This window comes from Micromonospora sp. WMMD735, assembly GCF_049178995.1.
In the GTDB taxonomy this organism is placed as follows: domain Bacteria; phylum Actinomycetota; class Actinomycetes; order Mycobacteriales; family Micromonosporaceae; genus Micromonospora; species Micromonospora wenchangensis.
Genome location: NZ_JBMHMJ010000002.1, coordinates 3464492 through 3487390 on the forward strand (window position 1 = coordinate 3464492; position 22899 = coordinate 3487390).

Below are 22899 nucleotides of genomic sequence, written 5' to 3' on the forward strand. Positions count from 1 at the left end.
TCGCTCATCGTCGTACTCCCAGGGTCGTCGGGACGGCTCGCTCGGCCGGGGTGAGGCCGAGGGTGACCAGTTCGTCGCGGGCGAAGGCCAGCTCGGCGGCGATGCCCACGGCCAGCTCCGCGTCGGTGCGCGGCCGCCGCGCCGCCGGCAGCACCCCCCACGTGTACGTCTCGACGTCCAGGTGGTCGCAGCCGGCGGTGGGGCCGGCGAGCAGCGCGGCCAACGCGGCGCGCAGCACCGGCACGGTGGAGGTCAGCGGCGGCTCGGGCGGGGCGTGCAGCGGCACGTGGTAGTGCACCCGCCACGCCCCGGGCAGCCGCGCGGCCAGCGCCGCGTCCAGGTCGTCGGCCGCGTACGCCGGATCGGCCGGGTCGGCGGCATGGGCGCAGCCGGCGGTCCGGGTCTGGTGCAGGAACCTCGGCTCCACCCAGCGGCCCAGCGCCTCGGCGTCGGCGACCGGGTCGGCCGACTCCAGCGCGGCGGACACCTGCACCTTGACCACCGGTAGCCCGACGGCGCGCAGCCGGGCCAGCGCCGCGACGGGCTCCTCCCAGGCGCAGGCGAGGTGGGCCAGGTCGAGACAGATCCCGAGCCGGTCCGGGTCGAGGCCGGCCAGCAGCGTGGCGGCCTGCCCGCTGCTCTCCACCACGCACCCCGGTTCGGGTTCGAAGCCGACCCGCACCGGGCGGCCGGTGTCGCGTTCCACCTCGGCCAGGCCGGCGGCGAGCGCGTCGAGCCGGCGTCGGGACGCTTCGGCGTGCGCGCTGTCCCAGGGGTGCCGCCAGGCCAGCGGCAGGGTGGAGACCGAGCCCCGGGCGGCGTCGTCGGGGAGCAGGTCGGCGAGCACCCGGGCCAGGTCGAGGGTGTAGCGCAGCCGTTGCCCGGTGGTCCAGTCCGGGTGGTACACCGCGCCCTTGACCACCGGGGCCTGGAAGGCCGCGTACGGGAAACCGTTGAGGGTGACCACCTCCAGCCCCCGGTGGGTCAGCTCGGCGCGCAACCGGCGACGGGCGGCCGGGTCGGCGGCCAGCTCGGCGGCGACCGGGGCGGCCAGCCACAGCCCCAGGCCGAGCAGGTCCGCGCCGAGCGCCTCCCGCACCGGCAGGGCGTACGTGTCGAGTTGGGCGAGGATGCCGGCGGTGTCCTCGGCGGGGTGCACGTTGGTGCAGTAGCCGAGGTGGACGGTGCTGCCGTCGGCGTGCCGCAGCCGCATCAGTCGCCGCCGCGCAGGATCGAGTTGCCCTCGAAGGTGCCGCTGGTCGGGGTGTCCAGGTCGGTCAGGTCGAGCCGGCCGGACTGCCCGTAGAACTCCACCGGGTTGCGCCAGAGCACCAGGTCGACGTCGTCGTCGGTGAACCCGGCGGCCAGCATCGCCTCGCCGGTGGCCCGGGTGAGCAGCGGGTCGGACCGGCCCCAGTCGGCGGCCGAGTTGACCAGCATCCGCTCGGTGCCGTACGTGCGCAGCAGCTCCACCATCCGCGGCGGCGACATCTTGGTGTCCGGGTAGATGGAGAAGCCCAGCCAGCACCCGCTGTCCCGGGCCAGCTTCACGGTCACCTCGTTGAGGTGGTCCAGCGCCACCCGGCCCGGTGCGATGCCGCTCTCGGCGACCACCGCGAGACTGCGTTCGACGCCGCGCGCCTTGTCCCGGTGCGGGGTGTGCACCAGGGCCGGCAGGTCGTGGTCGACGGCCAGCGCGAGCTGGGTGGCGAACGCCTCGTCCTCGGCCGGGGTCATGTCGTCGTAGCCGATCTCGCCGACCGCGACCACGGCGTCCTTCTCCAGGTAGCGGGGCAGCAGGTCGAGCACCGGCCGGCAGCGGGGGTCGTTGGCCTCCTTCGGGTTCAGCGCCACGGTGGCGTGGTGCCGGACGCCGAACTGGCCGGCCCGGAACGGTTCCCAGCCGATCAGCGAGTCGAAGTAGTCGGCGAAGGAGGCGGCGCTGGTGCGCGGCTGCCCCAGCCAGAAGGCCGGCTCGACCACGGCGCGGACCCCGGCGGCGGCCATCCGCTCGTAGTCGTCGGTGGTCCGCGACGTCATATGGATGTGGGGGTCGAAGATGCGCATTCACGCCTCCCTGATGGTGAGCCGGTCGAGCAGTGCGGTGGCGTCGGTGGGGAGCTGCCGACCGGCGGCGTGCCGTTCCGCGGCGAGCGCGGCGAGCATGGTGGCCAGTTCCCCGTCGGCCCGGCCGTCCAGATCGTCGACGACGGCCAGCGGCACCCCGATGAAGACGCACTTGAGCACCGCCTGCCGCCAGGCGTCGGCGGTCAGGTGCCTGGCGTACGGGCCGAGGGCGGCGGCGACCAGCCGGGTGTCGTTGGTGCGGATCGCGTCGTGCAGCAGTGGCACCCCGGCGTCGCCGATCGGCAGCAGCGGCAGGGCCTTGAGCACGGCCCGCTTCTCGGCGGCGTCGCCGTACCGGTAGACCTGCTCGACCTGCCCGGCGGCCCGGTCGGCGGGCAGGGCGGCCAGCAGCAGCGCGCGGGCCGCCTCGTCGGCGCTCCAGCCGGGTGCGCCGGGCAGCTCGTGCCGGCCGCACCGGCGGGCGGCGGCCGGGAAGTACCGCGCGACCGCGTCGGGCTCGGCCGCGACGTGCCGCAGCGCGGTGTCCAGCCAGTCGGGACCGGGTGCGCCCTCCAGCGCGGCCCGCAGTCGATCCGGAGTCATCCGTCTTCCCTCCCCAGGTGAGTACGGTCGGCGGTGGTCAGTCCGCCCCGGTGGTGCCGGCGGGCACGGGTGGTGCGCCCGCCGCGAGACCGGCGTCCCGGGCGGCGGTACGCAGGAAGTCCAGCGACCGGGCCGCCACGGTGGGTGCGGCGTGCGAGTGTCGGGGCAGCTCCACGGCGACGAGTCCCCGGTAGCCGCCGTCGGCCAGGGCCCGCAGCACCGGCGGGAAGTCGATCTCGCCGGTGCCGAACTCCAGGTGTTCGTGCACGCCCCGGCGCATGTCGTCGATCTGCACGTTGACCAGGTGGCCGGCCACCTGGCGGACGCAGTCCGGCACGGTCGCCGACTCCAGGCAGCGGCAGTGTCCGATGTCGAGGGTGATGCCGAAGCACGCCGGCTCGCCGAGGGCCCGGTGCAGCCACCGCCAGCCGGCGATGTCCTCGACCAGCATCCCCGGCTCCGGCTCGAAGCCCAGGGTCACCCCGGCCCGGTCGGCGGCGGCCACCACCGTGGCGCAGCCGGCGACCAGCCGGTCCCGGGCCACCTCCACCGGGACGTGGCCGGGCCGGACCCCGGCCCAGAACGAGACCGCCTCCGCGCCGAGGTCCGCGCCGACCCGCACCGCCCGTTCCAGGAAGTCGATCCGGCCGGCCGCCTCGTCGTGCAGCAGCGTCGGGGCGTGCTTGCGCCACGGGTCGAGCAGGTAGCGGGCGCCGGTCTCGACCACCACGCCGAGGCCCAGCGCGGCCAGCCGGTGCGCCACCGCGTCGACCCGACGGGCCAGCCCCGGCGCGTACGGGTCGAGATGGTCGTGATCGAGGGTGAGCGCGACCCCCTCGTAGCCGAGGTCGGCCAGCACCGTCAGGGCGTCGTCGAGCCGGTGGTTGGCGAACCCGTTGGTGCCGTAACCGAACCGCAGCCGCTCGACGGCCGGGGGGTCGGCGGGGGTGGTGGGCGGTGGGACGGTCATGTCGGGGAGAGCTTCCGGGCCAACCGGCCGCCCAGCGGCGCGGCGAGCGCGACCAGCGCGCCGACCAGCCCGGCACCGGCCCGCGCGGTGAGCGCGCCCTGCAACGAGGGCAGCCCGGTGATGCCGGCCCCGACGGCGGCCCGGACCCGGCCGGCGGTGGGCTCGGCGGCGACCCGGGCCTGCGCGCCGCCGTACCGGGCGACGTACCAGCCGGCCAGGCCGACCGGCAACGCGGCGGCGACCATCCCGGCCAGGGGACGCGGGGACGGTTCAGCGGCCAGGGGACGCGGGGACGCGGTGGCGGCCCCGGGACGCGGGGACACGGCGGTGCGGCGGGGCAGGGTGGTGGCGGCCAGCGCGACCAGGGCGGTGCCGGCGAGGGTACGCCGGGGCAGCGCCGCGTCGGCGCCGCTGACCTCGCGTCGGGACAGGGCGGTGACCGTCCAGGTGTGCGCGGCGACGGTGAGCGCCGCCGGCAGCGCCCGCACCGGCCGGCCGGGGGACGCGCCGAGCAGCACGTCCAGCCCCCGGCAGGCGGCCATCACGGCGGGACCGGCGGCGGTGTTCTTCGCCGCGAGGTCGTACCCCCAGATGGTGGCGGCGAGTGGGAGCGCGACGGCGGCGGCGCGGCGACCGCCCACGGCGGCGGCCAGGCCCAGGCCGGCGGCGGTGAGCCCGGCGGCGACCCCGGCGGCGGCGGCCGGGGTGATCCGGCCGCTCGGGATGGGCCGTTCCGGGCGTTCCTCGGCGTCCAGCCCCCGGTCGGCCCAGTCGTTGGCGGCCATCCCGGCCCAGTAGAGCAGCACCGACGCGCCGGCCAGCCCGGCGGTACGCGGGCCGAGCACCCCGGCCGCCGCCGCCCCGGCCACCAGGTCCCCCGGCACGGACAGCGCGGCCGGCGCCCGGACCAGCTCGGCCAGGTCGGCCAGGCTGGTCACCCGGCACCGCCGGCGTGCAGCTCCCGGGCGAAGTCGACGAGCCGCTGCCACTGCGCGCTGAGCGAGTGGGTGGGCGAGTCGATCGGGTCCTTGAAGAAGAACGCCAGCTCGGGCAGGGGGCCGACCCGGCCGGCGGCGTGCGCGGCGGCGGTGAGCCGGGCCAGGTCGAGCACCAGCGGGGCGGCCAGCGCGGAGTCGCAGCCGTGCCAGGTGAACTCCATCCGCATCCCGGTGCCGAGGAAACCGGCGAAGGTGATCAGATCCCAGGCGGTCTTGAAGTCGCCGAGGTCCTCGACGTAGTCGATCCGGGTGCCGCCCTGCGGCACGTAGCCGAGGGTCTCGCCGAGGACCCGCTGCTTGCTGTCCACCTTGGCGGCGTTGGCGCCCGGCTCGGCCAGGGTCGCCCCGTCGCCGCCGCCGAGCAGGTTGACCCCGGACCAGGAGCGCACCGCGAGGTGACGCATCGCGAACATCGGGGCGAGCACCGACTTGACCAGGGTCTCCCCGGTCTTGCCGTCGTGCCCGGCGTACGGCAGGCCGCGCTGGGCGGCCAGCGCCGCGAGCGCCGGCAGGCGCAGCCCGGTGGAGGGGGTGAAGTCGACGTACGGGCAGCCCGCCTCGACGGCCGCGTACGCGTAGAGCGAACTGGGTGGCAGCACCTCGTCGGTGCCGGCGAGGGCGGCCCGCAGGCCGTCCGGGTCGGCGTGGCCGGGGTGGGTGCCGGGGGCGGGTTCGGTGGCGGAGACGTTGACCACCACGACCCGGTTCAGCCGGTGCCGGTCGCGGAACGCGGTCAGCTCGGCGGCGATGGCGGCGGCCCGGTCGGCCTGGCTGCCGCCGGTGGGCGCGGGCCGCAGGTCCTCCTCGACGGCGGCCAGGTCGGCGGCGAGCGCGGTGGCCAGCCGGCCGGGCAGCACCCCGGCGGCGGCGAGCGCCTCGGCCCGCTTGGTCAGCGGCGTGGTGGCCACGTCGTGACCGCCGAAGACCAGGTCGGCGAAGGGGGGTAGGGCGGGCCCGCGCAGGTCGGGAAGTTCGGTGACGCAGCCGGTGGGGCCGGTGAGACCGGCCCGCAGGGCGAGGCCCCCGACGATGGCGGTGGTCGCGACGGAACCGCGCGCTCCCACCAGCCAGACACCCGTTCTCATGGTGCTCCTTCCGTCGGGTGGAAACGTCGCGTCGGTCGAGTCGTAGGGTGGGGCGCGGGGTGGCCCCGCCCGCCCGTCGTTCGGGATGGCACCGGGCACGGCGACGACGTCGGCGGCATCGTCACCGCATCCGGTTCCCGTACGGCGTGCGGACGGGGCTGGCAGGCAGGGCCGGTTCGGCGTCTCGGCCCTGCCTCCCCGCATCCGGCCGATGGCGGCGGCGCGCCTCCGGCCGGACGACTGTGGTCGGTGATCCGGTTTATCGAATCACGTTCATCTATGTTCTAACAGGCGGCCCTCCGGTGCGACCGGGGAATCCCGGTCCGGCCGCACCGGACGGCCGACGTGCGCGTGCCCCGGGCCGACGGCCCGGCGCACGCCCTCCGACACCGACCCCGGCCCGGCCGCGGGGCGCAACCGCGGCCGGTCCCTCGCCGGTCGGCGGCGGAGGTGGCTGGTCAGACGGCGAGCGCGGCCAGGGCCGGCTCGACGTCGGTCCACTGGGAACCGAGTTCCGCCGAGCGGGTCACCGCATCCAGCACGAGCTGGACCTGCAACGCGTCGGCGAACGACGGGGTCGGGTCGACGCCGTTGGCGACCGCCTCGACGAAGTCGCGCATCTCGTGCGTGAAGGAGTGCTCGTAGCCGATGATGTGACCCGGCGGCCACCAGGCCGCCATGTACGGGTGCTCGGCCTCGGTGACCAGGATGCGGGCGAACCCCTGCTCGGCCGTCGGCCGGGTGGCGTCGTAGAACTCCAGTTCGTTGAGGCGTTCCAGGTCGAACACCACCGAACCGAGCGAACCGTTGATCTCCACCCGGAGGGCGTTCTTGCGGCCGGTGGCGAACCGGGTCGCCTCGTACGTGGCCAGTGCCCCGTCGTCCAGCCGGGCCACGAAGATCGCGGCGTCGTCGACGGTGACCGTGCCGGTCGCCGTCGCGGTACCGTCGACCTCGGCGGCCAGGCCGCTGGACGCGCCCGGCAGCGGACGCTCCTTGACGAACGTCTCGGTCACGGCGCTGACCCCGGTGATCCGCTGCCCGGTCACGTACTGGGTCAGGTCGATGATGTGCGCGCCGATGTCACCGAGGGCACCGGAGCCCGCCTTGTCCTTCTCCAGCCTCCAGACCAGGGGGAACTGCGGATCGACGATCCAGTCCTGCAGGTACGTCGCCCGGACGTGCCGGATCGTCCCCAGCCGTCCTTCGGCGACGAGCTGTCGCATCAGGGCGACGGCGGGCACCCGGCGGTAGTTGAACCCGCACATGGACCGGACCCCGGCGGCTGCCGCGGTGGCCGCGGCGGCGGTCATCGCCCGCGCCTCGTCCACCGTGTTGGCCAGCGGTTTCTCGCAGATCACGTGCTTGCCGGCGGCGAGCGCGGCGAGGGCGATCTCGGCGTGGCTGTCACCTGGTGTGCAGATGTCGACCACGTCGATGTCGTCCGAGGTGACCAGGGCACGCCAGTCGGTGGTGTGCGCGTCCCAGCCCAGCCGGTCGGCTGCCTCGGCGACCTTCGCGGCGTCCCGGCCGCAGATCTTCGCCATCCGAACCCGGGCGGGCAGGTCGTACACCCGGTTCACGGTGCGCCACGCCTGTGAGTGCGCGGCGCCCATGAACGAGTACCCGATCATGCCGATCCGGAGTTCGCTGTCGTGAGTGGACAAGGTGGGTCTCCCCCCGTGTATCAGAACCCGAGCTTGAGGTAGTTGCTCGCGTTCTCCTTGGTGATCGTCTCCGAGGCGAGCACGATCTCCTTGGGCACCTGGAGTTCCACCAGGTCGGACATGCCCTTGCCCTGGGCGATGAGGCGGGCCAGGGAGATGGCCGAGGAGGCCATCGACGGGCTGTAGGTCACGGTCGCCTTGAGCACCGTGTTGTCGGCCTGGATGTCCTCCATGGCCTTCTTCGAGCCGGCGCCGCCGACCATGAAGAACTCCTTGCGGTTGGCCTGGTTGACCGCGGCCAGGACACCGATGCCCTGGTCGTCGTCGTGGTTCCAGACCGCGTCGATCTTCGGCAGGGCCTGGAACAGGCCGGTGGCCGCCTGCTGGCCGGAGTCGGCGGTGAACTCCGCCGGCCGCCGGTTGGCCACCTTGAACCCGGCCGTGGCCAGGGTGTCGGCGAAGCCCTTGGACCGCTGCTGGGTCAGCTCCAGCGAGTCGATGCCGGGGATCTCACCGATGATCGGGTTGCTGACGCCCTTGGCCTTGAGCTGCGCCACGATGAAGTTCGCGGCGGCCACGCCCATGCCGTAGTTGTCGCCCATGATCTGCAGCCGGTAGGCAAGCGCGTCGGGGAACGCCCGGTCCAGGTTGACCACCGGGATGCCGGCCTTCATCGCCTCCAGACCGAACGCGTTGAGCTCCTTGCCGTCGTGCGGCAGCACCACGATGACGTCCGGCTTCTGGGCGACCAGGGTGGACAGCGCCGCCCGCTGGGCCGCCGCGTCCGCGCCGGCCTCGACGGTCTTGAAGTCCACGTCCGAGTACGCGCCGGCCTGCGCCTTGGCGTTGTTGGTGATGGCGGCGATCCAGCCGTGGTCGGCGGCGGGGGCGGAGAAGCCGACGGTGACCTTCTTGCCGGGGGCGGCGTTGCCGCCGTCGGCGTTGTCGGCCGCCTTGGTCTGCGCCGCGGTCGGTGCGGATTCGTTGCTGGTGCAACCGGCGAGGAGCACACCGGCGCCGACCGCCGCGCCGCCGAAGAGCAACCGGCGACGGGACAGGTCACGGGGCTGGGTCATGACGACCTCCAGGAAATGACGGATGGTGGGGGTGAAAAAGGCTGTGCTGATCCCGGCCACCGTCGGTGGCCGCCGGAATGCGGTGATGCGGAGGGGCGGGACGCGCCCGGTGGGGCGACGCGTCCGGGTCAGGCGGGGGTGGTCAGCTTGTTGCGGCTGAGGAACTGGGTGACGCTGCGGAACTGCACCTGCTGGATCAGGACGGCGCCGACGATGATGCCGCCCTTGACCATGTTCTGGGCCTCGGTGGACAGGCCGTTGATGGCGAAGAGGTTGGTGATGGTGGAGAAGATCAGCACCCCGAGCAGGGAGCCGACGATGGTGCCCCGGCCGCCGCTGAGCAACGTGCCGCCGATGATGGCCGCGGCGATCGCGTCCAGCTCGTACAGGTTGGCCATGGCCGCCTGGGCGGAGTTGGCCTGCGCGGTCAGCATGATCGCGGCGATGCCGCAGCAGAGCCCGGACAGCGCGTAGAGCAGCAGGGTGTGCCGCCGGACGTTGATCCCGGCGAGCCGGGCCGCCTCCGGGTTGCCGCCGACGGCGACCGTACGCCGGCCGAAGGTGGTGCGGTTGAGCAGCACCCAACCGGCGGCGACCACGGCGGCGAGGATGTAGACCAGCAGCGGGATGCCGAGCAGGTCGGTGCTGGCGATGCCGTTGATGAAGGAGTTGTTCGACACCTGGGTCTGCTTGCCGGAGATCTGGGCGGCCAGACCCCGGGCGGCGACCATCATGGCCAGCGTGGCGATGAACGCCACCAGCCGGCCGTAGGAGATGAGAATCCCGTTGACCAGGCCGACCGCGACACCGACCACGATCGCCGTGAAGATCATGCCGCCCGCGCCGTAGCTCTGGGTGGCGACCGTGGTCGCCCACACCCCGGCGAGGGCGACGATCGCGCCGACCGACAGGTCGATGCCGCCGCCGATGATCACGAAGGTCATCCCGACGGTGACCACCCCGACCACCGAGGCGAGCTTGAGGATGGTCAGCGTGTTGCCCCACACCCAGTCCGGGTTGGAGTAGAGGTCCCAGCGGGTCGCGGCACCGATCACGACCAGCACCACCAGCACGCCGATCAGGCCGAGGTTACGCTTCGCGCCCTCGCCGCCGTCGCCGCTCCAGAAGGACAACCCGCCAGTCCTCGGCTTCTCCTTGAGCGACGCCGTCACGGCCGGGTCTACCGGCGGGGACTGCGCCGGCAGGTCCGCCGGCCGGTCCGGCGTCGCGGTCCCGGTCGACTCACTCATGCCGTCACCTCGTTATGTCCACTGCGCTCGCTCATGCCGGCGCGCCTTCCATCAGAGACCCCGCCATGACGAGGTCGAGCACGGTGTTCTCGTCCAGTTCGCCGGCGGGCGCCTCGCGCACCATCCGGCCCTCCCGCATCACCAGCACCCGATCGGCCAGGCCGAGCACCTCGGGCACCTCGCTGGAGACCAGCAGCACGCCGACCCCCTGGGCGGCCAGGCCGCGGATCACCCGGTACAGCTCGGCACGGGCCCCCACGTCCACCCCCCGGGTCGGCTCGTCGAGCAGCAGCAACCGGGTGTCGCCGAGCAGCCAGCGCCCGACCACCACCTTCTGCTGGTTGCCGCCGGAGAGGGTGCGTACCGCCCGGCGCACGTCGTTGGGCCGGAGCTGGAGGTCGTCGGCGATCCGTTCCGCCTCGGCCCGCTCCCGCCCGGCGTTGGTGAAGCCGAGGCGGGCGTACCGGGTGAAGGTCGCCAGGGTGACGTTGCGGTGGATCGGCTCGCCGAGCAGCAACGCCTGACTCTTGCGTTCCTCGGGTGCCATGCCCATGCCGGCCCGCACGGCCGCGCCGACGCTGCCCGGCCGCAGGGTCCGCCCGCCCATCCGGATGGTGCCGGACTCGGCGCGGCGGGCACCGTAGATCGTCTCCAGCAGTTCCGAGCGGCCGGAGCCGACCAGCCCGGCGATGCCGACGATCTCACCGGGACGGACGCTGAGCGAGACGTCGGCGAACTCGCCGGTCCGGCTCAGCCGCTCGACCCGCAGCAGGTCGTCGCCGGTGGCGGGCGCGGTCGGGCGGTCCGGGAAGACGTACTCGATGGTCCGGCCGGTCATCCGGGCGACCAGGTCGCGGGTCGGGGTGTCGCGGGCCGGCAGGTTCGCCGCGGTGGTCCGGCCGTCCTTGAGTACGGTGACCCGGTCGCCGATCTCGCGGATCTCTTCCATGCGGTGCGAGATGTAGATGACCGCGATGCCCTGGGCGGTGAGTTCCCGGATGATCCGGAAGAGGTTGTCCACCTCGTCGTGCGCCAGCACCGCGCTCGGCTCGTCCATGATGATCAGTCGGGCCTCGTGGGACAGTGCGCGGGCCATGCTGACCACCTGCTTGCCGGCCGCCGGCAGCGCCCGCACCATCCGGCCGGGCGGGATCTCGCCGTGGCCGAGCCGGCTCAGGATCTCCCGGGTACGCCGGGCCATCAGCCCGCGCCTGACGAAACCGGCGACCTTCGGCTCGTGCCCGAGGAAGGCGTTCTCGGCGACCGACAGGTCCTCGACCAGGTCGAGTTCCTGGTAGATGGTGGCGATGCCGGCGCGCATGGCGGCCTGCGGGTTGGCGAAGTGCGCCGGTTGGCCGCGCCATTCCACCTGGCCGGAGTCGGGGCGGTGCACCCCGGCGAGCACCTTGATCAGGGTGGACTTGCCGGCGCCGTTCTGGCCGAGCAGGCAGTGCACCTCGCCGGCCCGCACCTCGAGCTGCACGCCGTCGAGGGCGCGGACGCCGGGGAAGGTCTTGACCACGTCGGTCAGCCGGAGCACCACCTCACCGGCGACGGTGTCGGCGGGCGCCTCGACCAGCGGGGCCTTGTCCCCGGCGGCGGAATGCGACTCGGTGCTCATGATGCCTCCCCGAAGGCGACGTCGCTGGCGAGGACGGCCGCGCCGGCCACTCCGGCGCGCGGTCCCAGCTCGGACAGGACGACCGGCAGGTTGCCGGTGGCCAGCGGCAGCGAACGGCGGTAGACCACGCTGCGGATCTCGGCGAGCAGGATGTGCCCGAGGTGGGCCAGCCCGCCGCCGATGACGATCATCGACGGGTTGGTGAAGCTGACCAGGCCGGCGAGCACCTGCCCGACCCGGCGGCCCCCGTCGCGGATGAGCTGGATGCAGGTGACGTCGCCCTCGACCGCCGCCTCGGCGACGTCGCGGGCGGAGACCGCACCCCGGGCGGCGAGCCGCTCGGCCAGCGCCGGCGAGGTGCCGGTGCGCGCCGCGATGGAGGCTTCCCGGGCCAGCGCCGCCCCGCTGAAAACGGCCTCCAGGCAACCGGCGTTTCCGCAGGTGCAGGCCGGTCCGCCGGCTTCAGCCTGGATGTGCCCGATGTCGCCGGCGCAGCCGTCGGTGCCCCGGTAGACCTCGCCGCTGAGGTAGATCCCGCACCCTATTCCGGTGCCGATCTTGACGAAGAGGAAGTCGTCGACCGAGTGGGCCACCCCGCCGTGCCGCTCGCCGATCGCCATGATGTTCACGTCGTTGTCGACCACCGCCGGGCATCCGTGCTCGCGGCTGATCAGCTCGCGTACCGGGTAGCGGTCCCAGCCGGGCATGATCGGCGGCGAGACCGGCACCCCGTCGCGGAAGCTGACCGGGCCGGGCAGGCCGATGCCGACGCCGTTGAGCCGCTCGTACGCCCCGTCCACCCGGGCCTTGTGCAGCAGGTCGTTGACCCGGTGCAGGATGGCCTTCGGGCCGGAGCGGATGTCGGCCGGCTCGGCGTACGCGGCGACCGGTTCGAGTCGCCCGTTGACCACCTCGACGTCGATCGAACTGGCGCCCATGTCGATGCCGGCGAACCGCAGGTGGGGGTTCAGCTCGACCAGGGTCGACCGGCGGCCCCCCCGGGAGGCGGCCAGTCCGGCCTCGGCCACCAGGCCCAGGCCGACCAGTCGTTCCAACTCGGCGAGGAGCCGGGGCCGGGGCATCTGCAACCGGTCACCCAGCTCGGCCCGGGACGCTGGCCCCTCGTCACGGAGCAGCCGTAACAGCTGCACGTGCAGGGGATCTGCCGTCCGCACGGGACTCACCTCCGCCTCAGGGTTCACATTGACGTCACGCCGTTGTGTTGTGGTCGACACAGTAGGAGACTTCCGTGGCGCGTGTCCATAGCTTCGGTCGTTCCTCCGACAACTTTTGTCCGAACGAACAAAAGCTACTAGTGGATCAAGAAAAGGTTGACAGACCGAGAAATCTCCACAACGACCTGCTACCGAGGCCGGGTGAACACCGCCCGGCGGGCCCGGAGCGGGCGGAGGAAGCATTACCTGATCGCCCCCGGACATGACAAGACCCCGCCCCGCCACGATCGACGCGGCGGGGCGGGGCGGGGCGGGGTCGGTGGGTCCGGTGGGCCTCCCGGAGACCGGGTCAGCGGCCGGGGGCGGCGTTGCGCTTCTTGCGCAGCTTGCGGTCGTCGCGCAGCTCGACGTACGGCTCCTCGTCCGGGTCGTGGCCGGCGGAGATGGCCCGGCCCCGCTCCAGCTCGGCGTCGAACTCGGCACCGAGCAGGATCGCGATGTTGCTCAGCCAGAGCCAGACCAGGAAGATGATCACGCCGGCCAGCGCACCGTAGGTCTTGTTGTAGGACCCGAAGTTGCTGACGTACAGGGCGAAGAGGCCCGAGACCAGCAGCCACAGCAGCACCGCCAGCACGCCACCCGGGCTGACCCAGCGGAACCCGCCGTGCCGGGCGTTCGGCGACGCCCAGTAGAGGATCGCGAACATCAGGCTGACCAGCACCAGCAGCACCGGCCACTTGGCGATGTTCCACACCGTCAGCGCCGTGGAACCGAGCCCGATCGCGTTGCCGGCCTGCTCGGCGAGACCGCCGGTGAAGACCACGATCACCGCGGCGGCGAGCAGCAGCACCCCCACCAGGGCGGTCACCCCGAGCCGGATGGGCAGGGTCTTCCACACCGGCCGCCCCTCCGGCACGTCGTAGATGCTGTTCGAGGCCCGCATGAACGCGCCCACGTAGCCGGAGGCCGACCAGAACGCGGCGACCAGACCGATGATCGCGGCGATGCTGGCCAACCCACCCGACTGGCCGGCCTGGTCGATCGCGGTCTCGATGATGGTGCGGATGTTCTCCTCCGGCACCACCTGCCCGACCGTGTCCCGGACCCCGCTGGTGGCCCGCTCGCCGAGCAGGCCGAGGATCGAGATCAGCACCAGCATCCCGGGGAAGATCGACAGCACCCCGTAGTAGGTCAGCGCGGCGGCCCAGTCGGTCAGGCTGTCCTCCTGGAACTCCCGCCCGGTGCGCTTGAGCGCCGCCTTCCAGTCCGCCCGGTGCAGGTCCGTGGGGCTGTCCGGGCCGTCGTCGGGACCCACCGGCCGGGTACGCGCGTCGGCCTCCCGCCGGTCGCCCCGCCGCCGGTCACGGGACCCGGGCTCACCCGACGGGCCGTCACCGGACCGCCGGTCACCCGACCGGTCCCGGTCGTGCCGGGCTGCGGTGACGGTGGCCGCGTCGTCGCGGTCGGCGTGGGTCTCGTCGGAGGCCATCGCCCCTCCTCGGGGATCTGCGGATGTCACCCTCCGACATGCCCCGACACAGCCGCCGCCTAACCACCGAGCAGCGGCAGAGGTGACGACGGGCACTCCCCCGCCGCCGGGGCGTGCCGGCATCGCCTCGCGATCCGGGCCGCCGTTCCCTGCGGGTCCGCTAAGCCTTCCTGATCGTCGCGGCGACGAAGGCCCGCCAGGCGTACGGGTCGAAGGCCAGCACCGGCCCACCCGGGTCCTTGGAATCACGCACCAGCACCACGCCGGAAAGCTCGTCCGCCACCTCGACGCAGGCCCCGCCACCGCCATTGCTACGGGTGCTCTTGCGCCACCGGACACCGTTCAGGTCCATGTTTCCGCCACCTCCCCTATCAACTCGATGGACTGCTGCTGGGAAAGTGTCTCACCACGGATCGACTCCCATACCTCAACCACCTCGCGCAGGTAATCGGTGCGGTCGACCACCTGCCCGTGGCGCTGTCCTTCCAGGTAGACGACGTCCTCACCAGTGGGCGAGGTGGCAATGACGAAAGGGCCGTCAAGGCCGGGATAGGCACCGGCGGACAGTGGCACCACCTGGATACGGACTCGCGGCAACGTCGTGCCGAGCTTCACCAGGTGCTGCAACTGCTGACACATGACCTCCGGCTGACCGACATTGCGGCGCAACACGTACTCGTCGATGACAGCAGTGAGCAGCGGCGGCCGCTCCCGGGTGAGCACTACCTGGCGCTCGATTCGCGTGGCCACCTGTTGTTCGATTTCGTCGACGCCGAACAGCCCGGCACCGACCAGGATGGCTCGGGCATATTCTTCGGTCTGAAGCAGGCCGGGAACATAGAGCGGCTCGAACCAACGGAACGCCCGCGCCTCAGCTTCCACTGCCGTCCAGTCCCGCGCCCAGGGCACCACGGTTTCCCGGCTGATTCGGCGTTGGATTCGTTCGAAGCGGCCGTCGGTGGTGAACACCGTGTCGCAGCGACGGGCGAAGTCGAGGCTCGGCCGGCGTTCGCAGGTTTCCACCTTGGCGACGAGTGCGCCCGAATAGCTCAGCGCCTCGGCCAGCGCCGCCTGGGACATGCCGTGGGCGGCCCGGGTGAGCCGCAGTTCCTCCGCGAAGTGGTCCAGCATGGACGAGCGCTCCACCAGACAGCCTCCGTACATTGTCGGACCGCTCGGGGTCGACCGGCCCACGCCTGCGTCGTCGGCACGGCGGACCTCCCACCGTAGTCGGACCATCAACAGACTGTCACCCAGCGGGACCGCTCCCGGGATCGGACGGTGGGCGGAACCAGGCCGGGAGCGTCCGTCGGTGTCGTCGGCGGGCGCTCCCCTCCACCATCGACGGAGGCTCGACCGTGCAACAGGCTTTCGGATCGCGCTGCGGATTTCCGGGGCACCCCGACCCCCGTGCGGGTCGACCGGATCGGCCCGAGCCGGGCCACGACGGGCCGGGGCGCAGTCGCCCGACCTGCGGTGATCCCGGCCGGGGCAGGTCGGGCGGCGGCCACTGCGACCGGGTCGGGGCCGGGCCGGGTGCGAACGTGCGACCGGGTCGGCGCTGATGCCCCGGTACCGCCCCCACGTGGCCGCCCGCCCCTCCTGGCGTTGCCGGGTGTGCGGGGCGGCCTGGCCGTGCTCGCCGGCCCGGCTGGCGCTGCTCGGCGAGTACCGCGAGGATCGCACCGCCCTGCTCGTCTACCTGGGCCTCCTGCTGGGCGAAGCCATGGACGACCTCGCCGCCCTGCACGACGGCGTCGCACCACCCGACCTCACCGACCGCATCGTCACCTGGGCACGGTCCCGGTGACCCGACCACCCCGGCACACCTCGCCGGCCGACCGGTGACGCACGGTTCGCGGGGATCTTGGAAAATTCCGTCGCGTCAGGTCATGATCGACTCAGTGGGGCCGATACAGCGGCATCAGGTCGCGGCGATACCGCTATGTCGCCGACTGAGCGCGATCTCCACCCCGCGACCAGGCCGAGGGCGGTACGGGCGATCGGCCGCCCCACGACCACGCCGAGAGGTCAGAGGTCGGCGGGGGCGGTGGCGGCGCGGGCGGCGGCGACGAGCTGGTCGGTTTCGGCGCGCACCTCGTCGGCGTCGACCGGGGTACCGGGGTCGTAGCGGACCGTCCAGGTCAGACCGTCCGCCCCGGCCACCCGCCGGGCCGCGATCCGCCCCGAGCCACCGGGCACCGGGTGCTGCTGGGTGTACGCCACCGAGCGGGTCACCCGGGCCCGCACCTGGTGCGGCAGGTCACCCGGATCGAGCAGCAGGTACGTCTCCGCTGCACCGTCGGCGACCACCAGGTAGCCGTCCCGCTCGGCGGCCGTCGCCGCCGGGGTGACCGTCAGTTCCCGCCCGGACCAGACGGCCTTGAGGATGTCGTGCCAGCCCAACCGCTCCCTGCGGCCCGGCAGCCAGAGCCCGAGATTCGTGGCCACCAGCACCCCGCCATCGACTGCCGCACCGGCACCGGCCGACGCGCCCTCGGCGGGCGACGCCTCGCCGACGGCGGCCATCCGGTCAGCGGGCGGCGCGCCGTTACCCGTGGCGGCCCAGGCCAGGACGCGTTCACCGGCGGCCAGGGGCGGGCGGACGGCGGACGGCACCTTGCGCTTGCGGCCGAACAGTCCCATCAGAGTCCTCCTGCGGCCTGCTCGCGCAGGGCCCGCGCGTGCTGTTCCAGCGAGAGCAGTTCCCCGAACAGGGCGAAGTACTCGTCCTTCTGGGTGACCGGGTTGATCCGCTGGATCTTGGACTTGAGGTCCCTGATCCGGGCGGTCACCGAGCCCCACTGCAACCGGGCCATGGTGATCGAGACGTACCTCGGGTCGGGCTCGCCGTCGAGCCGCAGCGGCTCCACGGCCAGCTCGCCGACCAGCGCCTGGGCGGCCAGGTCGGCGCAGGCGTCCCGGACCGCCTCGATCCACACCGCGCCGCCGGCCGCGACGGCGACCCCGCCCACCGCCGCGATCGCGGTACGCACCGCGACGTGCACCGGGTGCCGGTACTCGGCGGCCTCGACGGCGTCGAACATCGGGCCGGCGAGGACCGGTTCCTGGAGGGCGAGCTTCAACGCCTCCCGCTCGACCATCGACTCCGGACTGTCCACGGCGGGCACGGCGGTACGGGTGCGACCCCGGGGCGGGGCGGCGGCCTCCCGCTCGCCTGGGGAGTTGGCGGCGGCCAGCACCGCCCGCTGCACCGGCTCGATCTCCATGCCGAGGTCACCGGCGAGCTTGCGGACGTACTCGGGACGCTTCTCCAAGTCCTTGATCTTGGCGACCAGCGGGGCGGCCCGGCGCATCGCCTCCACCCGACCGTCGACCGTGTCCAGGTCGTACCGGTTGATCACGTGCCGCAGGGCGAAGTCGACGAGCGGCTCCCGGCGGGCCACCAGATCACGGATCGCCAGGTCGCCCTTTGCCAACCGCAGGTCGCACGGGTCCATGTTGTCCGGGCTGACCGCGATGAAGGTACGCCCGACGAAACGCTGGTCGTCCTCGAAGGCGCGCAGCGCGGCCTTCTGCCCGGCGGCGTCCCCGTCGAACGTGAAGATCACCTCACCGGCCACCGCGTCGGTGTCGAGCAGCAGCCGGCGCAGCACGCCGATGTGGTCGGCACCGAAGGCGGTGCCGCAGGTCGCCACGGCGGTCGGCACCCCGGCCAGGTGGCAGGCCATCACGTCGGTGTAGCCCTCGACCACGACCACCCGGCCCTGCTTGGCGATCTCCCGTTTGGCCTGGTCGATGCCGTAGAGGACGTGCGACTTCTTGTAGATCGGCGTCTCGGGGGTGTTCAGGTACTTCGGGCCGTCGTCGTCGTCGAAGAGCTTCCGTGCGCCGAAACCGATCACGTCACCGGCGATGTCCCGGATCGGCCACATCAGCCGGCGGCGGAACCGGTCGATCAGGGTGCCCGAGCGCGACGGCCGGGACAGCCCACCGGTGACCAGCTCGTCGTGGCTGAACCCCTGCTGGCGCAGGTGCTTGGTGAGCAGGTCCCAGGCGTCCGGGGCGAAGCCGCAGCCGTACCGCTGCGCGGCGGCCCGGTCGAAACCGCGCCGGGCCAGGAACTCCCGCGCCGGACGCGCGCCGGCCGTGGTGAGCTGCGCCTGGTAGAACTCCACGGCGGCGGCGTGCGCGGCGACCAGCCGCTGCTTCTGCCCCTGCTGCGGACGGGCCCGGGGGGCCGACTGGTCGCCCTCGACGTACCGCAGCTGGATGCCGGCGCGGTCGGCGAGCCGCTCGACGGACTCGACGAAGGTCAGATGCTCGGCGTCCATCAGGAACTTGATCGCGTCGCCGCCGACGCCGCAGCCGAAGCAGTAGAAGACGTTGCGGGCCGGTGAGACGTTGAACGACGGGCTCTTCTCGTCGTGGAACGGGCACAGGCCCTTGAGGTTGCCGCCGCCGGCCGACTTGAGGGTCACCGTGTCCGAGATCACCTCGGCGATGGAGGTGCGCTCGCGGACCAACGCGATGTCCTCGTCCCTGATCCGCCCAGCCATGCGGTGCCACCCCCTCGGCCCTCCATCCTGCCCTGCCGGACCGACGATCCGTCGGGCGGGGGATGGCGGGTGGGCAACGCCCGGCTCAGCGGGGAGGACGGTGCAGCCAGCGGGTGACCGGGGGCGGGTCCTCCTCGTCGTACGACCGGGCGGCCCGCACGGCGGCGGACAGGCCGGACCGGCGTCCCCGGCCCGGGTGCGGGGCGACCGCCGGGTCCCGGGCCATGTCGCGCAGCAGCGCCACGGCGAGTCCGAGCATCACCACCACGAACGGCAGCGCCACCATGATGGTCGCCTGTTGCAGGGCGGCCAGGCCCCCGGCGAGCAGCAGCGCGGCGGCGACCGCCCCGATCAGCACACCCCAGAGCACCACGAGTACGCGGTGCGGGCGCAGTGCGCCGCCCGAGGTGAGCGCCCCCAGCACCAGCGACGCCGAGTCGGCGCTGGTCACGAAGTAGAGCGCGACGAGCACCATGGCCAGCACGGTGGTGACGGTCCCCAGCGGGAGCGCGTCCAGCAGCCCGAACAGCGCCTGCTCGCTGCCCGCCCCGACGTCCGCCACCAGATCGCGGGTGCCGCTGGCCTGGGTACGCAGGGCGCTGCCACCCATGATCGCGAACCAGATCGCGCTGGCCCCGCTGGGCACCAGCAGTACCCCGACCAGGAACTGACGCACGGTCCGCCCGCGCGAGATCCGCGCGATGAAGGTGCCGACGAACGGTGCCCAGGAGATCCACCAGGCCCAGTAGAAGATCGTCCAGGACCCGAGCCACGCCGGGTCGGAGAACGCGCCGGTACGGGTGGACATGAACACCAGGCGGCTGAGGTAGTCACCGACCGACGCGGGCAGCACCTCCAGCGTGTAGATCGTCGGCCCCACCACGAACACGAAGACCATCAGCAGCACGGCCAGCAGGACGTTGGCGGTGGACAGCCACTTGACCCCCCGGTGCAGGCCGGAGAAGGCCGAGACGACGAAGGCCAGGGTGAGCGCGCCGATCACGGTCAGTTCCACCGACCGGGTGTCCGGCACCCCGGCCACCAGGTCCAGACCGGCGGCCACCTGGAGCGCGCCGAGGCCGAGGCTGGTGGCCGAACCGAAGACCGTGGCGAAGACGGCGAGCAGGTCGACGGCCCGACCGGCCAGGCCGTCGGCCCGCGCGCCGAGCAGCGGGCGGAACGCGGCCGAGATCCGGTTGTCCCGCCCCCGTCGGAACGTCGAGTACGCCAGCGCCAGCGCGGTGACGGCGTAGATCGCCCACGGGTGCAGCGTCCAGTGGAAGAGCGTGTACTGCATGGCCGCCGCCCCGGCGGCCGGGGTCTGTGCCGCGACGCCGGTGGCCGGCGGCGGGGTGGCGTAGTGCTGGATCGGCTCGGCCACCGCGAAGAAGACCAGACCGATGCCCATGCCCGCGCTGAACATCATGGCGACCCAGGCCAGCGTGCTGAACTCCGGCTGGTCGTCGTCGGCGCCCAGCCGGATCCGGCCGTAGCGGGACGTCGCGACGACCACCGCGAGCACCAGGAAGGCGTCCGCCGCGACGACGAAGAACCAGCCGAAGGTGCCGGTCACCCAGGCCAGCCCGGACTCGCCGAAGTCGGCAAGCGAACCGCGCGCGGACACCCCCCAGAGCACGACCGCCAGCACCCCGCCGACGCCCAGGGCGAGCACCACCGGGTCGGGCCTGCCACCCGTTCGCGTGTCCACGTCCCGCGCCCGCTCAGCCATGGCCACATCGTCCCGGCCGGCGGGCGCGGCAGCGGGCGCTTTCCGCCCATTTCCACGCCCCGTGGACGGCCGAGGTCGTGGGCCGCACGCGGCGACGACCGATCCGGGTCACCCCGCTCAGCCGACGGCGGCTGCCTCCTCGGCCTCCACCTGGCGGTTCCAGTCGGGCTTGGTGGAGCGCCAGCCCTCGTCGTCCATGCCCTGCCGCCAGTAGCCGGAGATCGACAGCGCCTCCCGGGGCACCGACCGCTCGACCCGCAGCAGCCGGCGCAGCTCCTTGACGAAGGTGGCCTCCCCGTGCACGAAGGCGTGCACCCGGCCGGGCGGGAACTCCAGCTCCCGTACGGCCACGACCAGCGCCTCGCCGACCGGTCGGCCGCCCCGGTGCAGCCAGGTCAACGCCACCGCGCCGGGGCTGGGCAACGACTGCTCGTCGGCCGGGTCGGCGATCTCGACGAGGACGACCGCCGGGGCGCCCTCGGGCAGCCGCTCCAACGCCGCGCCGATCGCCGGCAGGGCGCTCTCGTCGCCCACCAGCAGGTGCCAGTCGGCCGTCGGGTCCGGCGCGTACGCCCCGCCGGGGCCGACGAACAGCACCTCGTCGCCGGGGCGCAGCCGGGCCGCCCATGGACCGGCCAACCCCTCGTCGCCGTGGTGCACCACGTCGATGGTCATCTCCCCGGCCGCCGCGTCCCAGGCCCGCACCGTGTACGCGCGCAGCCGGGGCCACTGCTCCCGGGGCAGCTCCCGCTTGACCGCCGTCAGGTCCAGCGGCCTCGGCAGCTCCACCCCGTCGGGCGGGAAGACCAGCTTGACGTAGTGGTCGGTGAACTCCCCCACCGGCAGCCCGGTCAGCTCCTCTCCACCGAGAACGAGTCGGACCAGGTGCGGGGTGGGCCGTTCGGTACGTACCACCCGCGCCGCAGTAACCATCTTGGAGCGCTCCGCCATAGAACTAAGGCTACCCTAACTCCCCAACCCCTCCCCCTCCCCCTCGCCCCCGCTCCCGCCCCGCCCCTCGGCTCCGCTCGGCTCCGGTGATCAAGAGGTTCGCGTCAACCTCCCCGGCGATCAAGAGGCTTGCGTCAATCCAGCGATCAACTTTGACGCAAACCTCTTGATCAACTGACGCAAACCTCTTGATCACCCGGAGCGTCACCCGGGCGGAGCGCAGCGGAGCAGAGGGGCGGGAGCGGGGGCGAGCGGCGTGGCAGGGGCGAGCAGCCCGGCGGGACGGGGCGGTCGGACAAGGACGGCCGGGAGGTAGCGGAGAGCGGCAGGGCCGGTTTTCAGGTGAGGTGGGTGTGCCAGGTCAGGGCGGCGGGGTCGGTGAGGGAGGCGACCTGGTCGATGACGACGCGCAGCCGGGCGGGGTCGTCTCCGGCCTGCCGCCACAGCGGGGCGAAGACCGGGTCGAGGGCGTCCGGGGCGCGGTCGGCGAGCACGGTGACCAGTTCGGTGAGCACCTCCCGCTGACGGTCGTAGCGGGTGCGGGCGTCCGGACGGCACATCACGTACCGCCAGGCGATGCCCTTCAGCAGGGCACACTGCGCCCTGATCCGGCGCGGCACGACCAGGTCGGCGGCGTAGCGGCGGTGCGGGCCGGGACCGAAGCGGTCCCTGGTCGCCCCGACCACGGTCGCCACGAACCGGCCGGTGAGCACGCTGGTGGTGGCCTTGAGGGCGACCTGCGCCCGGTGACTGCCGTCGTACCCGGCCAGCGGGGTGAGCACCGGGTCGGCGAGCAGCTCGACGAGCACCCCGCCGAGGTCGTCCGGGGACTCCCCGGAGTAGACGGCGGCCACGTCGACGCAGAGCGCGGCGCGTTCGTCGGGGTCGTTCAGGAGGGGACGCAACGAGACGTACCCGCCGTGGATGCCGTCCTCGACGTCGTGCACCGAGTACGCCACGTCGTCGGCCCAGTCCATCACCTGCGCCTCCAGGCAGCGGCGGGCCCCACCGGCCGGATCGGGGTCGACGGCCCCACCGGCCGGATCGGGGACGGCGGTCGGGGCGGGGCTGCCGGCGCGCAGCCAGTCGAAGACCGGGCGGTCGTCGCCGTACACGCCGAACTTGCGCAGCCCGGGGCGGCGGGGCCACGGGTACTTGCTGACCGCGTCGAGCGCGGCCCGGGTGAGGTTGAGCCCGGCCGGACTGCCGTCCGGGGCGAGCACCTTCGCCTCCAGCCGGGTGAGCACCCGCAGCGTCTGCGCGTTGCCCTCGAAGCCGCCGCAGGACGCGGCGAGCCCGTCGAGGGTGTCCTCGCCGTTGTGCCCGAACGGCGGATGCCCGAGGTCATGGGCCAGCCCGGCGGTGTCCACCAGGTCGGGGTCGCAGCCGAGCCGGGCACCCATCTCCCGGGCGATCTGCGCCACCTCCAGCGAGTGGGTGAGCCGGGTACGCAGGAAGTCGTCGGTCCCGGCGACGTGCACCTGGGTCTTCGCGGCGAGCCGGCGGAACGCCGCCGAGTGCAGCACCCGGGCCCGGTCCCGCTCGTACGGGGACCGGCCGTGGCCGGTGTCCTTGGGCGTCTCCTCGACCCACCGTCGCGCGTCGGCCGGGTTCCCGTCGACGCCGGGTGGTCGGGCGGGCGATGCCACCATCCGGCCTCCCCTTCACGGTCGTACCCCATGGTCGCGGGAGCCCAGG

Annotated in this window: 20 protein-coding genes; 1 reads left to right on the top strand and 19 read right to left on the bottom strand. The window is 73.3% G+C overall.

Annotated elements, in window-relative coordinates; genetic code table 11:
- Positions 1-4: 4 nt before the first annotated feature.
- The 14 genes from eboE to ACN268_RS14650 form a co-directional block, all read right to left on the bottom strand.
- Complete coding sequence (gene eboE, locus ACN268_RS14585) at positions 5-1213, bottom strand: metabolite traffic protein EboE (RefSeq protein ID WP_421483674.1); 1209 nt, start codon at positions 1211-1213, stop codon at positions 5-7.
- Positions 1213-2067: a TatD family hydrolase gene (locus ACN268_RS14590; RefSeq protein ID WP_204926338.1), complete on the bottom strand. Its 855-nt coding sequence runs from the start codon at positions 2065-2067 to the stop codon at positions 1213-1215. The genes eboE and ACN268_RS14590 overlap by 1 nt, the downstream gene beginning before the upstream one ends.
- A complete protein-coding gene (locus tag ACN268_RS14595; RefSeq protein WP_421483675.1) occupies positions 2068-2670 on the bottom strand; it encodes an EboA domain-containing protein in 603 nt (200 codons plus the stop codon). It lies immediately after the preceding gene.
- Between the two features lie 37 nt (positions 2671-2707).
- A complete protein-coding gene (locus ACN268_RS14600) occupies positions 2708-3640 on the bottom strand; it encodes a sugar phosphate isomerase/epimerase family protein (RefSeq protein WP_421483676.1) in 933 nt (310 codons plus the stop codon).
- Entirely contained in the window at positions 3637-4578 is a 942-nt protein-coding gene (locus tag ACN268_RS14605) for an SCO3242 family prenyltransferase (RefSeq protein ID WP_421483677.1), read from the bottom strand. The genes ACN268_RS14600 and ACN268_RS14605 overlap by 4 nt, the downstream gene beginning before the upstream one ends.
- Positions 4575-5723, bottom strand: a complete 1149-nt coding sequence (locus tag ACN268_RS14610) for an inositol-3-phosphate synthase (RefSeq protein ID WP_421483678.1) — start codon at positions 5721-5723, stop codon at positions 4575-4577. Before ACN268_RS14610 ends, ACN268_RS14605 begins: the two co-directional genes overlap by 4 nt.
- A gap of 458 nt (positions 5724-6181) precedes the next feature.
- Positions 6182-7390: a Gfo/Idh/MocA family protein gene (locus tag ACN268_RS14615; RefSeq protein WP_421483679.1), complete on the bottom strand. Its 1209-nt coding sequence runs from the start codon at positions 7388-7390 to the stop codon at positions 6182-6184.
- A 20-nt stretch (positions 7391-7410) separates the two neighbouring features.
- Positions 7411-8466: a substrate-binding domain-containing protein gene (locus tag ACN268_RS14620; protein WP_421483680.1), complete on the bottom strand. Its 1056-nt coding sequence runs from the start codon at positions 8464-8466 to the stop codon at positions 7411-7413.
- A 128-nt stretch (positions 8467-8594) separates the two neighbouring features.
- The gene (locus ACN268_RS14625; protein ID WP_421483681.1) at positions 8595-9716 is read right to left on the bottom strand and encodes an ABC transporter permease; all 1122 of its coding nucleotides are present in this window, start codon (positions 9714-9716) and stop codon (positions 8595-8597) included.
- A gap of 31 nt (positions 9717-9747) precedes the next feature.
- Positions 9748-11337, bottom strand: a complete 1590-nt coding sequence (locus ACN268_RS14630) for a sugar ABC transporter ATP-binding protein (RefSeq protein ID WP_421483682.1) — start codon at positions 11335-11337, stop codon at positions 9748-9750.
- Complete coding sequence (locus tag ACN268_RS14635; RefSeq protein ID WP_204926331.1) at positions 11334-12512, bottom strand: ROK family transcriptional regulator; 1179 nt, start codon at positions 12510-12512, stop codon at positions 11334-11336. Before ACN268_RS14635 ends, ACN268_RS14630 begins: the two co-directional genes overlap by 4 nt.
- Positions 12513-12861: 349 nt before the next feature.
- On the bottom strand, positions 12862-14001 hold the full coding sequence (locus ACN268_RS14640) for a YihY/virulence factor BrkB family protein (protein WP_421483683.1): 1140 nt from the start codon (positions 13999-14001) through the stop codon (positions 12862-12864).
- A gap of 160 nt (positions 14002-14161) precedes the next feature.
- Positions 14162-14353, bottom strand: coding sequence for a DUF397 domain-containing protein (locus ACN268_RS14645; protein ID WP_421483684.1), 192 nt, complete (start codon positions 14351-14353; stop codon positions 14162-14164).
- Positions 14344-15147 carry a helix-turn-helix domain-containing protein gene (locus tag ACN268_RS14650; protein ID WP_421483685.1) on the bottom strand — a complete coding sequence of 268 codons (804 nt, stop codon included), beginning with the start codon at positions 15145-15147 and terminating at the stop codon, positions 14344-14346. Before ACN268_RS14650 ends, ACN268_RS14645 begins: the two co-directional genes overlap by 10 nt.
- A gap of 418 nt (positions 15148-15565) precedes the next feature.
- Here ACN268_RS14650 and ACN268_RS14655 point away from each other — a divergent pair, with 418 nt between their 5' ends.
- A complete protein-coding gene (locus tag ACN268_RS14655; RefSeq protein ID WP_421483686.1) occupies positions 15566-15811 on the top strand; it encodes a flavin reductase in 246 nt (81 codons plus the stop codon).
- A 221-nt stretch (positions 15812-16032) separates the two neighbouring features.
- On the opposite strand, the gene ACN268_RS14660 is transcribed toward ACN268_RS14655, so the two are convergent.
- The 5 genes from ACN268_RS14660 to ACN268_RS14680 form a co-directional block, all read right to left on the bottom strand.
- Positions 16033-16647: a hypothetical protein gene (locus ACN268_RS14660; protein WP_421483687.1), complete on the bottom strand. Its 615-nt coding sequence runs from the start codon at positions 16645-16647 to the stop codon at positions 16033-16035.
- On the bottom strand, positions 16647-18521 hold the full coding sequence (gene dnaG, locus ACN268_RS14665) for a DNA primase (RefSeq protein ID WP_421483688.1): 1875 nt from the start codon (positions 18519-18521) through the stop codon (positions 16647-16649). Before dnaG ends, ACN268_RS14660 begins: the two co-directional genes overlap by 1 nt.
- Positions 18522-18606: 85 nt before the next feature.
- Positions 18607-20250, bottom strand: a complete 1644-nt coding sequence (locus tag ACN268_RS14670) for a BCCT family transporter (RefSeq protein ID WP_421483689.1) — start codon at positions 20248-20250, stop codon at positions 18607-18609.
- 117 nt (positions 20251-20367) lie between these two features.
- Entirely contained in the window at positions 20368-21201 is an 834-nt protein-coding gene (locus ACN268_RS14675) for a siderophore-interacting protein (RefSeq protein ID WP_421483690.1), read from the bottom strand.
- Between the two features lie 338 nt (positions 21202-21539).
- Entirely contained in the window at positions 21540-22853 is a 1314-nt protein-coding gene (locus ACN268_RS14680; protein WP_421483691.1) for a deoxyguanosinetriphosphate triphosphohydrolase family protein, read from the bottom strand.
- Positions 22854-22899 lie beyond the last annotated feature (46 nt).

What these genes read in the sequence shown, in the direction of transcription:
- eboE (WP_421483674.1), bottom strand. Translation starts at nt 1,213, where the DNA reads ATGCGGCTGCGGCACGCCGACGGCAGCACCGTCCACCTCGGCTACTGC.
- ACN268_RS14590 (WP_204926338.1), bottom strand. Translation starts at nt 2,067, where the DNA reads ATGCGCATCTTCGACCCCCACATCCATATGACGTCGCGGACCACCGAC.
- ACN268_RS14595 (WP_421483675.1), bottom strand. Translation starts at nt 2,670, where the DNA reads ATGACTCCGGATCGACTGCGGGCCGCGCTGGAGGGCGCACCCGGTCCC.
- ACN268_RS14600 (WP_421483676.1), bottom strand. Translation starts at nt 3,640, where the DNA reads ATGACCGTCCCACCGCCCACCACCCCCGCCGACCCCCCGGCCGTCGAG.
- ACN268_RS14610 (WP_421483678.1), bottom strand. Translation starts at nt 5,723, where the DNA reads ATGAGAACGGGTGTCTGGCTGGTGGGAGCGCGCGGTTCCGTCGCGACC.
- ACN268_RS14620 (WP_421483680.1), bottom strand. Translation starts at nt 8,466, where the DNA reads ATGACCCAGCCCCGTGACCTGTCCCGTCGCCGGTTGCTCTTCGGCGGC.
- ACN268_RS14625 (WP_421483681.1), bottom strand. Translation starts at nt 9,716, where the DNA reads ATGAGTGAGTCGACCGGGACCGCGACGCCGGACCGGCCGGCGGACCTG.
- ACN268_RS14630 (WP_421483682.1), bottom strand. Translation starts at nt 11,337, where the DNA reads ATGAGCACCGAGTCGCATTCCGCCGCCGGGGACAAGGCCCCGCTGGTC.
- ACN268_RS14640 (WP_421483683.1), bottom strand. Translation starts at nt 14,001, where the DNA reads ATGGCCTCCGACGAGACCCACGCCGACCGCGACGACGCGGCCACCGTC.
- ACN268_RS14645 (WP_421483684.1), bottom strand. Translation starts at nt 14,353, where the DNA reads ATGGACCTGAACGGTGTCCGGTGGCGCAAGAGCACCCGTAGCAATGGC.
- ACN268_RS14655 (WP_421483686.1), top strand. Translation starts at nt 15,566, where the DNA reads ATGCCCCGGTACCGCCCCCACGTGGCCGCCCGCCCCTCCTGGCGTTGC.
- ACN268_RS14660 (WP_421483687.1), bottom strand. Translation starts at nt 16,647, where the DNA reads ATGGGACTGTTCGGCCGCAAGCGCAAGGTGCCGTCCGCCGTCCGCCCG.
- dnaG (WP_421483688.1), bottom strand. Translation starts at nt 18,521, where the DNA reads ATGGCTGGGCGGATCAGGGACGAGGACATCGCGTTGGTCCGCGAGCGC.
- ACN268_RS14670 (WP_421483689.1), bottom strand. Translation starts at nt 20,250, where the DNA reads ATGGCTGAGCGGGCGCGGGACGTGGACACGCGAACGGGTGGCAGGCCC.
- ACN268_RS14675 (WP_421483690.1), bottom strand. Translation starts at nt 21,201, where the DNA reads ATGGCGGAGCGCTCCAAGATGGTTACTGCGGCGCGGGTGGTACGTACC.
- ACN268_RS14680 (WP_421483691.1), bottom strand. Translation starts at nt 22,853, where the DNA reads ATGGTGGCATCGCCCGCCCGACCACCCGGCGTCGACGGGAACCCGGCC.